Annotated in this window: 14 protein-coding genes; all 14 read right to left on the bottom strand. The window is 45.3% G+C overall.

The features are described 5' to 3' along the window. Positions 1 to 16 precede the first annotated feature (16 nt). The 14 genes from ACH0BF_RS18095 to ACH0BF_RS18030 all read right to left on the bottom strand — a co-directional run bounded on the left by ACH0BF_RS18095 (position 17) and on the right by ACH0BF_RS18030 (position 16411). Entirely contained in the window at positions 17 to 1189 is a 1173-nt protein-coding gene (locus ACH0BF_RS18095; RefSeq protein WP_406909949.1) for a thiolase family protein, read from the bottom strand. Between the two features lie 214 nt (positions 1190 to 1403). Then, positions 1404 to 1859, bottom strand: a complete 456-nt coding sequence (locus ACH0BF_RS18090; RefSeq protein ID WP_406909948.1) for a PaaI family thioesterase — start codon at positions 1857 to 1859, stop codon at positions 1404 to 1406. 13 nt (positions 1860 to 1872) lie between these two features. Next, entirely contained in the window at positions 1873 to 2655 is a 783-nt protein-coding gene (locus ACH0BF_RS18085; RefSeq protein WP_406909947.1) for an enoyl-CoA hydratase/isomerase family protein, read from the bottom strand. Positions 2656 to 2664: 9 nt separating this feature from the next. Further along, positions 2665 to 3075, bottom strand: coding sequence for a PaaI family thioesterase (locus ACH0BF_RS18080; protein ID WP_340856612.1), 411 nt, complete (start codon positions 3073 to 3075; stop codon positions 2665 to 2667). Beyond that, on the bottom strand, positions 3053 to 4279 hold the full coding sequence (locus ACH0BF_RS18075) for a thiolase family protein (protein WP_340856614.1): 1227 nt from the start codon (positions 4277 to 4279) through the stop codon (positions 3053 to 3055). Before ACH0BF_RS18075 ends, ACH0BF_RS18080 begins: the two co-directional genes overlap by 23 nt. A 14-nt stretch (positions 4280 to 4293) precedes the next feature. Beyond that, on the bottom strand, positions 4294 to 5442 hold the full coding sequence (locus ACH0BF_RS18070; RefSeq protein WP_406909946.1) for an acyl-CoA dehydrogenase family protein: 1149 nt from the start codon (positions 5440 to 5442) through the stop codon (positions 4294 to 4296). Positions 5443 to 5537: 95 nt separating this feature from the next. After that, positions 5538 to 6515 carry an electron transfer flavoprotein subunit alpha/FixB family protein gene (locus tag ACH0BF_RS18065; RefSeq protein WP_406909945.1) on the bottom strand — a complete coding sequence of 326 codons (978 nt, stop codon included), beginning with the start codon at positions 6513 to 6515 and terminating at the stop codon, positions 5538 to 5540. A 29-nt stretch (positions 6516 to 6544) separates the two neighbouring features. Then, positions 6545 to 7318, bottom strand: a complete 774-nt coding sequence (locus ACH0BF_RS18060; RefSeq protein WP_406909944.1) for an electron transfer flavoprotein subunit beta/FixA family protein — start codon at positions 7316 to 7318, stop codon at positions 6545 to 6547. Then, positions 7315 to 8208 (bottom strand): 3-hydroxyacyl-CoA dehydrogenase family protein, encoded by an 894-nt coding sequence (locus ACH0BF_RS18055; RefSeq protein WP_406909943.1) that lies wholly within the window; start codon positions 8206 to 8208, stop codon positions 7315 to 7317. Before ACH0BF_RS18055 ends, ACH0BF_RS18060 begins: the two co-directional genes overlap by 4 nt. Then, positions 8189 to 9823: a long-chain-fatty-acid--CoA ligase gene (locus ACH0BF_RS18050; protein WP_406909942.1), complete on the bottom strand. Its 1635-nt coding sequence runs from the start codon at positions 9821 to 9823 to the stop codon at positions 8189 to 8191. The genes ACH0BF_RS18055 and ACH0BF_RS18050 overlap by 20 nt, the downstream gene beginning before the upstream one ends. A 43-nt stretch (positions 9824 to 9866) precedes the next feature. Continuing rightward, a complete protein-coding gene (locus ACH0BF_RS18045) occupies positions 9867 to 11141 on the bottom strand; it encodes an MFS transporter (protein WP_406909941.1) in 1275 nt (424 codons plus the stop codon). Positions 11142 to 11179: 38 nt separating this feature from the next. Then, the gene (locus ACH0BF_RS18040) at positions 11180 to 12328 is read right to left on the bottom strand and encodes an acyl-CoA dehydrogenase family protein (protein ID WP_340856622.1); all 1149 of its coding nucleotides are present in this window, start codon (positions 12326 to 12328) and stop codon (positions 11180 to 11182) included. 248 nt (positions 12329 to 12576) lie between these two features. Beyond that, a complete protein-coding gene (locus tag ACH0BF_RS18035) occupies positions 12577 to 14259 on the bottom strand; it encodes a sigma-54 interaction domain-containing protein (RefSeq protein ID WP_406909940.1) in 1683 nt (560 codons plus the stop codon). Positions 14260 to 14305: 46 nt separating this feature from the next. Next, the gene (locus ACH0BF_RS18030; RefSeq protein ID WP_406909939.1) at positions 14306 to 16411 is read right to left on the bottom strand and encodes a (Fe-S)-binding protein; all 2106 of its coding nucleotides are present in this window, start codon (positions 16409 to 16411) and stop codon (positions 14306 to 14308) included. Positions 16412 to 16706 lie beyond the last annotated feature (295 nt).

Here is a 16706-nt window from a genome sequence, read left to right as displayed (position 1 = left end):
TTCGAGAAAAGCAAGGTTACTCCTCCCTTTCAATAATTGCCGCAATTCCTTGGCCTCCGCCAATACAAGCTGTAATAAGACCATACCTTCTATCGGATCTCTTCAGTTCATAAACAGCTTTCGTAAAGAGAATGGCTCCTGTAGCACCAAGTGGATGACCGTGTGAAATAGCGCCGCCGTTGACGTTCACTTTAGTAGGGTCCATTTTTAGTTCCCTGTTACAAGCAATCACTTGTGCAGCAAATGCCTCGTTAATTTCAATAATATCCATATCACCTATAGAGAGACCGGTTTTTTCCAGAACCTTTTGTGTAGCCGGAACAGGACCGATTCCCATTAGATTTGGGTCTACACCAGCAATAGCGTGTGCTTTAATGACCGCTAGTGGTTGAATGCCAAGCTGCTCTGCCTTTTCTCTTGACATTACAACTAGAGCGGACGCCGCATCATTCAATCCGGAACTATTTCCTGCGGTCACTGTCCCCCCTTCCAGGAATGCTGGTGAAAGTTTAGCCAAAGCTTCTTTTGTTGTTTGAGGTCTTGGATGTTCATCCTTCTTAAATACAATGGGGTCTCCTTTTCGGACAGGTATATGTATCGGCACAATCTGTCCTTCAAAACGCCCTTCTTCCATTGCCTTAGCCATTTTTTGCTGACTTTTTAAAGAGAATTCATCTTGTTCTTCCCGGCTTATTTGATATTTTTCTGCTAAGTTTTCAGCGGTTATTCCCATTGGAGGATCCCCAATTCCGATTGGGGATAACTGAGATTTCCTAAATTTTGGTGGGGTAGCGCTGTAAGGTACTTCTGGCCGATCCATCAAGTAGGGGGCTCTGCTCATACTTTCTACTCCACCAGCAATATACACATCACCCTCTCCAGCTCTTATTGCTTGAGCGGCTAGAATAATGGCATTTATACCGGATCCGCACTGGCGGTCTACAGTGAGCCCTGGAAGTTCCATGCCCATTCCAGTCTGTAAAGCGGTCAATCTCGCGATATTGCCGCCTCCGCTTAGGACATTTCCTAAAATGACATCTTCCACCCATTCTGCTTTCACATTCGCCCGCTTTAATGCTTCTTTTATAATTTCTGCCCCAAACAAATGGGCTGGTACTTTTGCAAGCGCTCCCCCTTGCTTTCCAATTGCCGTGCGCACCGCCGATACGATGACTGCGTCTCTCTTCACTTATTGATCCTCTCCTTGCTTCTATCTTAAAAATCATCTTATCTTTTACCTCTGCTTCACTATGTTGCTTCACGTTAATGAGGATCTTAAGAAGACAAGCTTCTTTCTAAAGCGCCCTTATTGCTGACTCTATCTGTTTCGACCTATGAAGCCGGCCAATTTTGCATAAGCAGGGAACGATCTCCGGTCTGGCTCCAGTCTCCTTAATTACTAGTTATATAGGCTGCCCTTTCTCTAAATCCTCCTGACGCTTCTTCCCTTCCTCAGCTGTTTCAGCAGGTTGGATCAGTTTAAATGTCCCTGTTCCTTTTGCTAACAGCCCCCCTTCTTGATCTTTTAGAATTCCCTCAACAAACGCCGTTTTATATCCTTTAGAGATAATGGAGGCTTCAGCAAACATTTCTCCAGCCGATACAGGCGCTGTGTAGTGAATCGTTAAATTTGTTGTCACACAACGTGTTTTTGTCACCGAGCGCAGATACATGCTTTGAATAAAATCTAGAACAGACGCATATACACCACCGTGCAGAGTATAATTTGTGTTCAGCAAGTGCTCTTGTATGGTTAGCTTAATCCTTACATCGCCTTCTTCAAATTTCAGAATATCCAATCCAAGGTGCTGTAAAAAAGGACATTCCTCAAACTCCTTTATAATATCTTCAAGCAACAATCCTCATCCCTCCTTAGTTCGCCGTAAACTGTGGTTTTCTTTTCTCAAGAAATGCACTTGTCCCTTCGTTTTTATCTTCCGTTGCGAACAGAACCGCTTGAGCGAGCCTCTCTACGGTTAAGCCTGTCTTCATGTCCGCATCAAACCCAAGATGAATGGCTAGTTTGGCCATTTTGACCGCGAGCGGGCCCTTCGCTAAAATTTGCTCCGCCACCTCTAGTACTTTCTCCTTTAATTTAGCTGCCGGCACGGTTTCTGAGATTAGACCGATATGCTGGGCTTCTGATGCACTGAGCATTTTCCCGGTTAAAATCAGCTCAATCGCTTTGCCCTTTCCGACCAGACGAGCAAGACGCTGTGTGCCCCCTGCACTTGGAATAATCGCAAGATTCAATTCGGGTAAACCAAATTTTGCATGTTCTGAAGCGATCCGGATGTCGCATGCCATCGCGAGTTCACAGCCTCCTCCAAGGGCATAGCCATTGACCATCGCAATGGTCGGTTTGTCATACGCTTCAATATAGCTGTATACCTCTTGCATACTGCCTGGCTTAAATACATCAAGAGGCGTGCGCGTTTTTAATTGGCTGATATCAGCGCCCGCAGCAAAGGACTTTTCTCCGCGGCCGGTGAATACAATACAGCCAATCCTTTCATCATGCTTGAATTCCTCAAGCGTTGCTGTTATTTCCTCTAATACTTGCTTGCTGAGGGCGTTTCGCTGATCTGGACGGTTAATTATGATAAAAGCAATGTTTCCCTTTCTTTCTACTAAAATAGCCTCAAATTTCTCCATGATCCCACCTCATTCTTTATAGGATTGCTTTGCTTCTGCTGTTAGCAGTTTGAAGGCAGCCATGCCTGAAGCGACAAGGCGCCCGCTCTCATCGAAGATTTCTCCCCGCCCGCTTGCGTTTTTTCCTTCTATTCCAGAACAATAGCCTTTGCAAACAAATAAGCGGCTTGCTTCATTGCGTAAAATCTGAACATGCAAATCTGTTGTCACACCAAATGCTCCGCCTGCCTCTGACACTGCCGTTCCCATCGCAGCATCGAGCATTGTGTAAAAGAGGCCTCCCGCTACTTTTCCTGTTTCCGACAAATGGCTGTCAACCAGCTTCACACTAAGAACAGCGGCCCCCGCTTCATCCTCCTGCCGCTCCAAGCCTAAATAGGAAAAAAAGAAAGAATGGTCAACCTTTTTGGCTGCTTCCATATTCCTTCTCCTGCCGTCTTATATTTTCAATCATGATCGCCATCCCCTGTCCGCCGCCAACACATAATGAGGCAATCCCATATCGGCCTCCTCTTCTGCCAAGCTCGTGCATCAATGTGACGACAAGCCGTGCACCAGTCGCTCCCACAGGGTGGCCAAGCGCAATGGCTCCTCCATTTACATTCAGTTTATCGGAGCTGATGCCTAACTCTCTTTGAACGGCTAGCGCCTGTGACGCAAATGCTTCATTGATTTCAAATAAATCAATGTCGTCTATTGACATTCCGGTACGGTCAAGCAATCCTTTAATGGCAGGGACAGGCCCGATTCCCATTATTTCCGGTGCTACTCCGACTGCCGCCCAGTCGACAATCGCTGCTTTCGGCTGTAACTGCCGATTTTCAGCCTCCTCCTCTGATAAAAGAAGGAGTGCAGCCGATCCGTCATTTCGTCCGCATGCATTTCCAGCTGTAACCGATCCTCCTTCTTTAAAAACGGGCTTGAGAGTAGCAAGCTTTTCCATCGTTGTTTCGGGCCGCGGATGCTCATCTTGATCGAAGAGTATGGTTTTCTTCTTCGTAGTGACATGGAATGGGACTATTTCCTCTTTAAAGATTCCTTGTTTCATTGCTGTAGCTGCTCGGCACTGGCTTTCAAAAGCAAAACGGTCCTGATCAGCTCGGGAAATATTATATTTTTCCGCTACATTTTCTGCTGTTATGCCCATTCCCAGCTGATCTCCATACATTTCTTTCGGCTGCTGGCCCGCTTCGAGATTAGAATCAACGAGATAGGTCTTGTCTCCGCCAAAACGCGCTCCTCGCAAGTAGATTGGCGAACAGCTCATGCTCTCTGTTCCGCCAGCCACTACAATGTTCGCCTGTCCCGATTGGATTTGCTGCACCCCGGAGGCAATCGCCTGCATGCCAGATGCACACAAACGGTTGATGGTAAAAGCAGGAGCTTCCACCGGAATACCGGCTCGCAGCGCAGCCACACGGGCGACGTTAGAAGATTCGGTGGACTGCCTTACTTCACCTAATATTACTTCGCTTACCTGGTCTGCCGGCATGTTTGCTCTCTCGAGAACTTTTTTGATCACATGAGCGCCTAGAAAACCAGAGTTGACCTCTTTTAGGGAACCGCCGTACCGGCCGATTGGTGTGCGAACACCTTCTGCAATAACGATCCTCTTCGTCTCCATTGCTTCTCCTCCCGTCAGCTGTATTCTTTATTCAATTGCCCAGCAATAATGTTTTTCTGGATTTCTGAGGTCCCTTCATAAATGCGAGTAATGCGGGCATCCCGATAAAAACGCTCAATGGGATAATCGGAAATATAGCCAATGCCTCCGTGTACTTGTACAGCTTTATCCGCCACACGGTTATACACTTCAGAACCGAACAACTTCAGCATCGCTGCTTCCTTAATAATCTTCTTCCGCTCATCCACCATCCAAGCAACACGGTAGGTAAATGACCGCAGGGCTTCAATGTCTACTGCCATTTCAGACAGCATATGAGCTACTGCCTGGTGTTCGATAATTGGAATGCCGAATTGAAACCGCTCTTTCGCATAGCTGACGGACAAATCGAGCAGCTTCTGACTGGAACCGAGGTTTCTAGCGGCTAAACCGGCTCGCCCGTTTGCCAGAATCTTCAAAGCATTGACATAGCCTTCTCCTTCTTCGCTTAGCACATTTTCTGCCGGCACCTCGCAGTCTTCGAGAATAATTTCCGCAGAGTGAGAACCGCGCAGACCCATTTTTGGCTCCACAGCCCCCACGTGAAATCCTGGAAAGTCTTTTTCTACAATAAAAGAAGTAATGCCTTTTGCCCCTTTGGACGGATCAGTCACCGCCATCACTGTAAAAATATCTGCTTCTGTGGCATTGGTTATGTAATGCTTCGTGCCGTTTAGTATATATTTATCCCCTTTTTTGACCGCAGTGGTTTTTAAATTTGTTGCATTCGATCCGGCAGCAGGCTCCGTCAGGGCAAAGGCTCCGATACGATGGCCTGCAGCCATATCCGGCAAATATTTTTTCTTTTGTTCTTCGCTGCCCATCTCCACGATTCCCACCGTGCCAATGCCGGTATGCGCTCCAATTAACGTTGTATAGCCGTTATGTGTCGCTCCGATCTCCTCATAAAGAGCACACTTGCCAACCATTCCGATGCCGAGGCCTCCATACTTCTCTGGAATGCTTAACCCGAACAAGCCAAGCGCTTTGGACATGTCCACAATGCGCTTTGGAATTTCATCCGTTTCTTCTATTTGCATAGCCACTGTTTCTACTTCATTTTGAATAAAATCGCGCACATTTCTCTTTAGAAATTGAATATCTTCGTCAAATTCAAAGTTCATGACCGCCCCTCCTCCAGCTTTTCCCTGCCCATATTGATAAGGTTGATCATTCCGATCCATCTTTTATGGCGAACCGGAACGATAAAATATCCTATTTAAACCGTCGCCTTCAGCTTCTCAAACTCCTCTGTCAGCATCGGCACGACTTCAAACAAGTCGCCGACAATCCCATAATCCGCTACTCCAAAAATACTCGCTTCCGGATCTTTATTGATGGCCACAATAATTTTAGAGTTAGACATACCGGCTAAATGCTGAATCGCTCCCGAAATTCCACAGGCAATATATAAGTCTGGTGTGACGACTTTCCCTGTCTGGCCAATTTGCAGCGAGTAGTCGCAGTAGTCTGCATCACACGCTCCGCGGGAAGCGCCGACTGCGCCGCCAAGTGCGGCAGCGAGCTCTTGCAGCGGCTTAAAGCCATCTGCACTTTTCACACCACGGCCGACTGCAACAATCACTTTCGCCTCTGATAAATCAACGCCTTCCGCTGTTTTGCGAACCACTTCCTGAATAATTGTACGAATATCTTTAATATCCGTGTTTACAGAATAGACATCACCTCTGCGGGATTCATCTTTTTCAAGCGGCACAATGTTATTTGGACGTACCGATGCCAGCAGAAGCCCTTCGCTCACTTTTTTCTTTTCAAAGGCTTTTCCCGAATAAATCGGACGAGTGAAAATCACTTCGCCGTCCTCTTCTTCTAACGCTGTTGCATCCGAAATGAGCCCAGCTTGCAGTCTAGAGGCGATCTTTGGAGACAAATCCTTTCCAAGCGCTGTATGGCAGAAAATAATCGCATCTGGATTTTCGCGGTCTACAACAGCAAGCAATGCCTGTGAATAACCGTCAGATGTATATTGCGCTAACTTTTCATGCTCCACAACCGCCACACGATCGGCTCCGTAATGAATAAGCTGCTCGGCTAGGTCGCTGATAGATTCGCCAACCAGCACCCCTACTACTTCTCCGCCCTGGGCGACTTTTTTGCCAGCTGCCATCGCTTCAAACGAAACATTTCTTAGTGCCCCATCACGTGCTTCTCCCAATACTAATACTTTTTTTGACATATGAATCCCCCTCCTGTCCTGTTTGTCCTTTAGATAACCTTTGCTTCGTTATGCAGCAAGCTCACAAGCTCTTTTACCTGGTCGCTTACATCGCCTTCTAAAACGCGGCCCTCTTCCTTCTTTGGCGGCAGGAACACATCGATTGTTTCGGTCTTTGCTTCTACGTCGTCTTCATCAAGCTCTAAATCATCCAGCTCTAACTCTTCAAGCGGCTTCTTCTTCGCTTTCATGATGCCCGGCAAAGAAGGATAGCGCGGATCATTTAAACCTTGCTGAGCTGTGACAAGCAGCGGCAATGAAGTCTCGATTTTTTCCGAGTCCCCTTCTACATCTCGCACAATGCGAACGCTTTCACCTTCGATTTTAATATCCGTAATTGTTGTTACATACGGGATGCCGAGCTGATCGGCTACGCGCGGGCCAACCTGTCCGCTTCCGCCGTCAATGGCGACATTTCCAGCGATAATTAAGTCTGCTTCCTTGTCTTTTAAAAACTCAGCAAGAATCTTGGCCGTTGTGTATTGATCACCGTTTTCGACATCGTCTTCTGTATTGATGAGCACGGCTTTATCAGCTCCCATGGCGAGCGCCGTACGGAGCTGCTTCTCCGCTTCTTCGCTGCCAACGGAAACAGCCGTTACCTCACCGCCTTTCTCATCACGGATTTGAATCGCTTCCTCCACGGCATATTCATCGTATGGATTGATAATAAATTCAGCGCCTTCCTCCTGAATTCGGCCATTTGCCACGCTGATTTTTTCTTCTGTATCAAACGTTCTTTTTAGCAATACATAAATGTTCATGTTGTCACCCCCACTTTTTGGCCTTGCTCATTGTATTCATAAAAACCTTTGCCTGCTTTTCTGCCGAGCTCTCCTTTTTCGACTTTTTCCTGGACAATTTTAGATGGTCTGTCTCTTTCATCACCGCTTTCTTGAAAGCGCTGCATGCGAACAAAATAATTTACATCCAAGCCTGTCAAATCCATGAGTGAAAACGGACCGATCGGATGATTTAACGCTTTTGTGCAGACCAAATCAATCTCTTCATGTGTGGCATAGCCGTTCTCTAACAGGAAAAGTGCTTCATCTACTAATTTTCCGAGCAGGCGGTTTGCAATGAAACCTGAAATCTCCTTTTTTAACAAAACCGGCGTTTTATGAATGGAACGGATGAACGTCATGCTGATTTCAGCTGTTTCCTCTGATGTATGAGGCCCTTTGACCACTTCCACGAGCTCCATTACAAGCGCCGGATTAAAAAAGTGAATATTGCAAACATTTTCTGGCCGGCTGACCGCCTCCGCTATTTTTGAACTGACGATGGTTGAACTATTCGTTGCTAAAATGGTGTGTGGCTGGACAATGCCTTCCAGTTTAGCAAACAGCTCTTTTTTGGCCTCTAGTTTCTCCACAATGGCTTCAATCACCATGTCCGCTTCCTTCAGCTGCTCCAGGGCCGTTGTAAACATAAGTCTGGCAAAGGCCTTCTTCGCTTCTTCTTCAGTGAAACGGCCCTTCTTCACCCGCTTCTCCATTTGTTCCTCTAAAGATCGCTTTGCTTTCTCCAGGCTTTCCTGCTGAATATCATGTAAAATAACGGGGTAGCCGGCTAGTGCGCAAACCATCGCAATCTGCGAGCCCATTGCTCCGGAACCAATGACCGCTACTTGTTTAATTGACTGGCTTGTCATGTTTTTGCTCCCTTCTTTCCATTTCCTCTTTCACTAACAATCTCTTGAGCAGCTTTCCCACGCCGTTTCTCGGCAAACTTTCTCTCACTTCTATTTCTTTCGGCACCTTGTAAGGGGTCAGTTTTGTGTAACAATAGTTTCGTAGTTCCTCACTGTCTACCTCTTTGCCTTCTTTTGGAACAATGTAGGCTTTAATGATTTCACCGTGTATCTCATGAGGCAATCCCACGACCGCTGCTTCTTTCACAGCCTCGTGCTCAAATAACACCCCTTCAATTTCCTGTGGATAAATATTGAATCCCCCGAAAATAATCATTTCTTTTTTTCGGCCCACGATATAAAAGTAACCGTCTTCATCCATCGTGGCGAGATCGCCAGTGTATAGCCAACCGTTTTGCAGTGCTTGTTTCGTTTCTGCTTCATTGTTCCAGTACCCTTTCATCACCTGAGGTCCTTTAATGAGCAATTCACCCACATAGCTCGTTCCGAGGACATTATTGTTACGGTCGATAATCAGGCAATCTGTACCTGGTACCGGAATGCCGATACTTCCTGCTTTTCTCTCTCCATGGATTGGTGTGCGGTGTGTCGTTGGTGATGTTTCGGACATCCCAAAGCCCTCTAAAATTTTTGACTTTGAAATTTTCTCAAACCTTTTAATCACCTCTATCGGAAGAGGGGCCGAACCGGATGAACAAACCTTTAAGGAATCTAGCCCATACTCATGAGCTCGTGGATGATTAGCGAATGAAATATACATTTTCGGCACACCTGGGAACATCGTCGGCTTATACTGTTTAATTTTTTCCAGCACTTCCTCTGTATTAAATTTTTTAATCAGTAAAATATTAGCCCCAATGTACAGCCCAAGATTCATTGCACTCGTCATGCCGTATACGTGATATAAAGGCGTCGCAGCTAAGACGGTCTCTTGCCCTAGCTCAATTCTCTGCCGGTACATGGTGAAACTTTGATAAACATTTGTGGTTAAGTTATAATGCGTCAGCATCGCTCCTTTTATTTTTCCTGTCGTGCCGCCGGTATACTGAATCACCGCTACGTCTTCTTTTGGATCCACGATAACCGGAGTTTGAAGTGGGGAGCCCACGTTAATCAAGTCTTCTAGATGCCACAGAGAACCGTTTTTTATTTCACTCAGTTGTGAACCCATCACTTCTCTAATCTTATAAATCTCTTTTATCTCCTCTATCGTGTCAAAGGAACGGTTGTCCACTATCACGTAAGAGACATTGGCATCATCCAAAATTTGCAGCAACTCTCTGGTTGTATATGCCGGGTTAATCTGTACAACAATCAGTCCGAGTGCCTGGGCAGCATAATAAGAGATAATGTAATCGGGATGGTTGCTTATCATGAGCCCGATACGTTCTCCCTTTTGAAAATTCATGGTTTTCCAGCTGCCAGCGAGCCGGTCCACTCTATTTTTCAATTCACGATAATCGATTGTCTCGCCGTTATAGGTTATGGCTGTTTGTTCACTATATCTCTCAGCGGAGTCTGCCAGCAGGGAATAAAGAGAAACCTCGGGCAGTGATAACTGAAAGATGTCATCCTGATAATATTTGTGCCATGGCTGCTGTTGAACTTCCTGCAATGTCATCCCCCCATTTTTTAAAGAGCTTTTCAGCCGCTATGAATCAATTCGACGTTTTAAGCAGGCTGTCTTCCTGTTCTTTTTCTACATTTTTTTGATTAGCAGGTCTCACTAACATGATGAATAAGATAGAAAATACCAATACAAGAACGGCCATAAATAGAATCGACAGGTTATAACCGAACAACTTATCCGATTTAGTCAGTCCCACAATAAAACCAGTCACAAGCGGCGCCACAATTCCCGCAATATTTCCTGATGAAGTTAAAATGCTTGTCATCAAGCTGCCTCTTTCAGGCAATTCGTTGATCATGATGGTCGGTCCAATCGGCAAAATCGCATAGGTTAAACCTTTTGCCAAACACATGGCAGCCACTACCCAAACCGGATGCTGAAAAATCGTAATGGAAGCCATACATAATGCACCGATAGCCATGGAAATGCCTACGACATACACTCTTGACAATCGCCAGTTCTGGTTCTTTTTAAATAAATAATCTGATAAAGCAGAAACACCGATATAAATAATGGTGGAAGCGATTCCAATAACCATGACACCGAATCCCATTTGGGCCGAGCTCATCTTGACGACTTCAACAAGATAGATCGGAAGCCATACGGCAATCCATACGACAAGAAAATACGTGGAGAAGTAAGCAAGTGTTGTAAATAAAGCGGAAGGAGAAGCCAGCAGCCTTAGAAAATCTTTGATATTCAGCTTTTCCAATGGTTTCTTCTTTTGGCTCTTCGCTTTCTTATACGCGTCCACAGGACTTTCCTTTGTCATGAATTGAAAGGCAATCGCCCAGATAATACTCGCTGCCCCTAGCCAGGCAAAAGCCATTTTCCAACCTAATATATTAATAAGCGCAACTAGCAAGGGAGCTACAATCATAGCTCCGACAGTCGCTCCTGAAACAACGACCGAGTTGGCAAATCCGCGGAGCTTCGGTGGAAACCATGAATGGGCATGACTATAGGCAACCGGGCTGAAAGGCCCTTCAAATGCCCCAAGCAAAACACGGTATACTACAAGAAGCGGCAATACTGTAATGGCCAACACGCCGAACTGCAGAACAGCCCAGGTCAGCATTAGCACCCCCAACACTTTTTTGGCCCCAATTCTGTCCGCAAGAGCTGCGCCGAACACACCTGTCACTGGATAGAGCCAGTAATAACTACTTCCGACGATGCCCCATTCCGCATAAGAAAGGTTCAGATCTTTCATAATGGGAACAGCAGCAAGCCCGATAATAGATTTGTCTGCAAAATTAATAATCATGCCAAAGAACAGAAGAACGAGGACAACCCAACGCATAGCAAACCCTCATTTCATGATTAATAGGTAGATACTTCTTAATTTTCTTCCAGTACTTTTCTTGCAATAATCATCCGCTGAATTTCGTTCGTTCCCTCATAAATTTTTGTAATCCGAGCGTCCCGGTAAAACCGTTCTACAGGATAGTCTGACACATAGCCCATGCCACCGTGAATCTGCACTGCTTTATCAGCTACTCTATTAAATACATCAGAAGCAAATAATTTTGCCATCGAAGCCTCTTTAATGGCTTTTTTGCCTTCATCAATCATTTGAGCTGCACTTATGGCCAATGCACGGGCCGCTGCTGTTTCAGTTGCCATGTCTGCCAGCATCCATTGAATTCCTTGATTAGCAGCAATCGGCTGTCCAAATTGCACCCTTTCTTTCGCGTAAGAGGCCGATAATTCAATCAGCTTTTGACATGAACCGACTGCGCGGGCTGCTAGACCAACACGCCCTTCGCCCAAAATACGTAAAGCAGAGACATAGCCCATGCCGACTTCCCCAATCACATTTTCTTCCGGCACTTCACAATCTTCAAAAATGAGCTGGGCTGTATAAGAACCGCGAAGTCCCATTTTTTTATCCTTCTTTCCAACTGTAAAGCCTGAAAAGTCTTTTTCCACTAGAAAAGCTGTAATGCCTCCTTTTGCCCCTTTTTCTTTATCATTTAAAGCGAATACCGTAAAAACATCGGCTACCGGTGCATTTGTAATAAAATGCTTCGTTCCGTTTAAAATCCATTTGTTGCCGCGCTTTTCCGCTCTCGTCGCTAAATTTGTTGCATCTGAACCGGCACCGGGCTCTGATAGGGCAAAAGCGGCAATTTTGTTTCCGGCAGCCATGTCTGGGAGATACTTTTCTTTTAAATAAGGGGAAGCGAGTTTTACTAAACCTGTACTGCCAATTCCCGTGTGAGCACTGATTAAGCTGACAAATCCATTATGCGTGCGTCCGAGCTGCTCTAAAACAGTCGCTTTGCCGACTTGATTTAACCCAATGCCTCCGTATTCTTCTGGAATGCTAATTCCAAAAAGGCCAAGTTCCTTCGCTTTTTCAACAAGGTGCTGCGGAATGGCATCTTCCTCTTCAATTTGCTGAGCAAACGGTTCTACCTCCTTATCTACGAAGTTTTTGATCATCTGCTTCATTTGTTCCAATTCTGGTGTCATGGTTTCAATCATGCCAATTCCTCCTTTTATTCTGTTATTACTCCTTTATAATGCAATCCTTATGCCAAGCGGAAAGCTAATTTATTCTAGAAAAAGGAAGGACAAAAAAGAGAAATAATTCATAATTGAATCCGACTAAAAAGATTATCGCTGTAAAGCTCAATTCAAAAATGTATCCTTAATACATTTTTGAATCTTCAACGAGGAAATGGAGGTGGTTGTCAAAAAGAAAAAGCTACCTTTTCGGATAGCTTTTTTCTTCATTCTTCAATCTTTATCTTATATTTTTTTAGTTTCCTAACAATCGTCGGCTGGCTCGTGTCTAAAGCCTCCGCGATTTCATAAGTCGTTTTGTATTTTTTGACGGCCCACAGCAAGACTTTCTTCTCCGCTGCTTCTGTGGCTTCTCTTAACGTGACTATGTGTCCATCTTGTGCGGCCGCTTCTACGGCTTCTGCTTTATACTCTGCAGGTAAGTTTTCTAGGCCAATAATATGGTCTCTAGTCAACAGGACGAGACGCTCCAGTAAATTAGAAAGTTCTCTCACATTTCCAGGCCAATGATACTCATAAAAGAAGGATTTCAGCTCCTCATTCAATTGCTTCGTTGTCCCATACTTTTGATTGATTTTCTTCAGATACAGATTCACAAGGGGCAAAATCTCTTCTTTTCTTTCACGAAGAGGCGGAATGTGAATCGGCACAACATTTAGCCGGTAAAATAAATCTTCACGAAACTCTCCATCCTGGACCATCTCTTTCAAGTTGCGGTTTGTTGCCGCAATCAGCCGAACGTCAACTTTCTTTGTTGCGATTCCGCCGACACGTTGAATTTCCCTTTCTTGTATAACGCGAAGCAGCTTTACTTGAAGATTCAGCGGCATTTCACCAATTTCATCTAGAAATAAAATGCCCTTATCAGCCAGTTCAAACATCCCTGGCTTCCCCTGTTTATTCGCTCCAGTAAAGGCCCCTCCTGAATAGCCAAATAACTCAGACTCTAATAAATCCGGCGGTATAGCCCCGCAATTCACTTTAATAAACTTGCCTTGCTTTCTTCTTTCGCTGTGATTATAGATATGCTTCGCAAGCACATCTTTCCCCACACCTGTTTCTCCTAGAATGAGAACCGTCGCCTCTACATTAACAATCCGGCTAGCAGTATCATAAATTAACTTCATTTGTTCACTTTGGATGATTGCATCCTCGCCCGTTGCAGCAAGATTTCCTTTTAATCGTTCAATCTCTTTCTGATAGGTCTTATTCATTTCCGTTGCTTTTCGCAAAGCTGTTTGTAAGTCGTTTAAATCCGATAAGTCGCGAATATTTGTGACAACGCTTTCGATTTCTCCTTCTTCGTTCAGTACTGGGCTGCCTGTCAGCAATGTCTCACGCCCTGAATAATTTAATTGAACGACCGATACGGTTTTCTTTTTCCGCATAACTTGCTCTGTGACAGAGTTTTCAAGGATGCCTCTTTCCATAAGGGCTGTCACACTTTTATGAATATAATACTCTTTCGGAATACCTGTTATTCTCTCAATAGCCGAGTTGGTCTTTAACGTGATACCGTCCCGGTCTGTGATATAAATTCCATCGTATGAGCTTTCAATAACGGCATCAAGATGACGGTTTGCCTTTTTGAGTTTTTCTAATTCTTTCAAAAGGGAGGCCAGCTCCTCTGAGAATACCCCTACATATAAAATCTGTCCCTGTTCCATCACCTCTTTAAGGAACAGACAGTATTTGCGACCTACCCTTGCGTGAACAAGACGATCATTTTGTATAACCTTCCATTCGTCAAATGCTTCTTCTACACGCTTGTATACTATATTCGATACAAGCTGCCTATTCATTTCCTCATTGACCGACAGAATCTCCCCTTGTGTTGAGGTAATAAAGTAAGGAAATGGAAGCGCCTCTGTTGATAGAATCACACTCATATCCTCCTCCCCCTTCCCTTACATGTTACCTGAGTTTTCTAAATATTCAAAGCGCTTTCTGTACAGGCTGTACGGCAATACAGGCTCTTTCCAAGAGTTCTGCGATATCGTGCGTTCGAATGGTATCCTCCCTCTCCACCGCCTTCACTCCGTCCGACAGCATCGTCAAGCAGTACGGACAGCCCGAGCTAATGACAGATGGGCTGACTGCCAGTGCCTGCTCCGTCCGTGCTACGTTAATGCGGTGGCCGGTATTTTCCTCCATCCACATCAATCCGCCGCCGGCGCCGCAGCACATGCCGTCTTGCCGGTTCCGGGCCATTTCTACGATCCTCACACCCCGTATCGCTTTCAAGATTTCCCTCGGCGGATTGTAAACATCATTATAGCGGCCGAGATAACACGAATCGTGGAACGTGATCGTTTCATTGACCGCATGTTTGGGGTTCAGCCTGCCTTCTCTCAACAGCTGAGCGAGCAGCTCGGTATGATGATACACTTCCGCTTTGAAGCCCATGGCTGGATATTCGTTTTTAAAAATATTGTAGGCATGCGGATCGATCGTCACGATCTTCTTCACGTCGTTTTTCTCGAACTCTGCGATGTTCGCAGTTGCCAGCTCTTGAAATAAAAATTCATTGCCGAGACGACGCGGGGTATCACCGGAGTTTTTCTCTTTGTTGCCAAGGATCGCGAACTTTACGCCTGCTTCATTTAACAGCTTCGCAAAAGAAAGGGCAATTTTCTGGCTGTGGTTATCAAAGGATCCCATCGAGCCAACCCATAACAGGTACTCAAATCTTTCTCCGGCTTTCTTCATTTCCTTTATTGTCGGTACGTAAACATCATCGCGCAGCTCACGCCAATTTTCTTTTTCCTTACGGTTCAGTCCCCATGGATTGCCTTGGCGCTCAATGCTTTGCATCGCGCGCTGGGCATCAGGATCCATTTTTCCTTCTGTTAAAACGAGATAGCGGCGCAGATCAATGATTTTATCCACATGCTCATTCATGACCGGGCACTGGTCCTCACAGTTGCGGCATGTTGTACACGCCCAGATCTCTTCTTCGGTGATCACATCCCCAATCAAGCTCGGATGATGCAGTTCAGCCGCTGCTTCCGCTCCACCGGCAAGAGCCAATTGATTCCCTGTTGTATTGGCAAATGCAAACGCCGGCACCCATGGCTGTTTGGATGTTACCGCTGCCCCGGTATTTGTTAAATGGTCGCGCAGCTTAACAATTAAATCCATGGGCGAGAGCATTTTCCCTGTGCCGGTTGCCGGACACATATTCGTGCAGCGGCCGCACTCCACACAAGCGTAGAAATCAATCATTTGCAGCTGGTTAAAATCTTGAATCTTCCCCACACCAAATGATTCCTGCGTCTCATCCTCAAAGTCAATCGGCTTCAACGTACCCGGTCGATCCAAGCGATAGAAGTACGTGTTGACCGGCCCGAAAATCAAATGAGCGTGCTTGGATTGCGGCACATACACGAGGAATGTCAGCAAGACCAATAGATGCACCCACCAGGACACGTAAAAAAACGCAATGGCGGCTTTTGTGCCGATCCCTGAAAACACAACGGCTGCAGCAGAAGCCACCGGTTCCAAGCCAGTCCAGTGGACATCTGTCCCTTCATGCCAGATTAAATCCATCCCATTGCCGATTAAGACGGACAACATTAAAAGGCCAATAAAAATAAGAACAAGTCCGTTCTTCCAGCCGCGCTTTAAGCGAACCAACTTTTCAACGTAACGACGATGAAACGCCCAGACGACGGCCACAAGGATTATGATTGTGACGAGCTCCTGGAAGAATTTAAATCCTCCATATAGCGGACCGAGCGGCAAATGCGCTTCCGGTATGATGCCTTTAATAATAAAGTCGACAGCCCCTAGCTGCACGAGCAGAAAGCCATAGAAAAACATAACGTGGATGGCTCCGCTTTTTTTATCTTTGAGCAGCTTCTTCTGCCCAAAAACAAATACCCAGATTTTCTCCATCCGCTTCTTTACATCGTTGTCAAACTCTTGTTTCTTGCCCAGCTTAATGTATTCATAACGGGTCTTTAATAGATACATAAACAAATAGATTCCATAAGCTGTGACACCGGCTGCAGCAAAAAGATTTAACCAAAGCAAATTCACAAGATCACTCCTTATTCAAGATTACCCTTTTATGGTTTTATGTGGATAAAAAGAAAGAACGCCCATTTTCTTAAAGGTGAAACCATGAGAGATTTACCTTCATCTGCACACCCCCTGCGTCTTTTTATTTTATGTATAGAGAGGCTCCCTCATAAATGCAATTTTTATGCCATTACGCGCGCCCTCTCTTTCTAACTGCTATGAGAGAAGAGGTTTTGCACCAGAACCAATGAAACATGAGCAATATAGAAAAAAATTTAGAAATCATATGATTGATCGCCTGTTCATTTCCAAT

The sequence above is a fragment of the Pseudobacillus sp. 179-B 2D1 NHS genome (genome assembly GCF_045370945.1).
Lineage (GTDB): Bacteria > Bacillota > Bacilli > Bacillales > Domibacillaceae > Pseudobacillus.
This window is presented reverse-complemented; position numbering and strand designations above follow the sequence as displayed.

Bases quoted from the DNA above. Each gene is read 5' to 3' on its own strand.
- ACH0BF_RS18085 (WP_406909947.1), bottom strand. From the start codon at position 2,655: ATGGAGAAATTTGAGGCTATTTTAGTAGAAAGAAAGGGAAACATTGCT.
- ACH0BF_RS18080 (WP_340856612.1), bottom strand. From the start codon at position 3,075: ATGGAAGCAGCCAAAAAGGTTGACCATTCTTTCTTTTTTTCCTATTTA.
- ACH0BF_RS18075 (WP_340856614.1), bottom strand. From the start codon at position 4,279: ATGGAGACGAAGAGGATCGTTATTGCAGAAGGTGTTCGCACACCAATC.
- ACH0BF_RS18070 (WP_406909946.1), bottom strand. From the start codon at position 5,442: ATGAACTTTGAATTTGACGAAGATATTCAATTTCTAAAGAGAAATGTG.
- ACH0BF_RS18065 (WP_406909945.1), bottom strand. From the start codon at position 6,515: ATGTCAAAAAAAGTATTAGTATTGGGAGAAGCACGTGATGGGGCACTA.
- ACH0BF_RS18060 (WP_406909944.1), bottom strand. From the start codon at position 7,318: ATGAACATTTATGTATTGCTAAAAAGAACGTTTGATACAGAAGAAAAA.
- ACH0BF_RS18055 (WP_406909943.1), bottom strand. From the start codon at position 8,208: ATGACAAGCCAGTCAATTAAACAAGTAGCGGTCATTGGTTCCGGAGCA.
- ACH0BF_RS18045 (WP_406909941.1), bottom strand. From the start codon at position 11,141: ATGCGTTGGGTTGTCCTCGTTCTTCTGTTCTTTGGCATGATTATTAAT.
- ACH0BF_RS18040 (WP_340856622.1), bottom strand. From the start codon at position 12,328: ATGATTGAAACCATGACACCAGAATTGGAACAAATGAAGCAGATGATC.
- ACH0BF_RS18035 (WP_406909940.1), bottom strand. From the start codon at position 14,259: ATGAGTGTGATTCTATCAACAGAGGCGCTTCCATTTCCTTACTTTATT.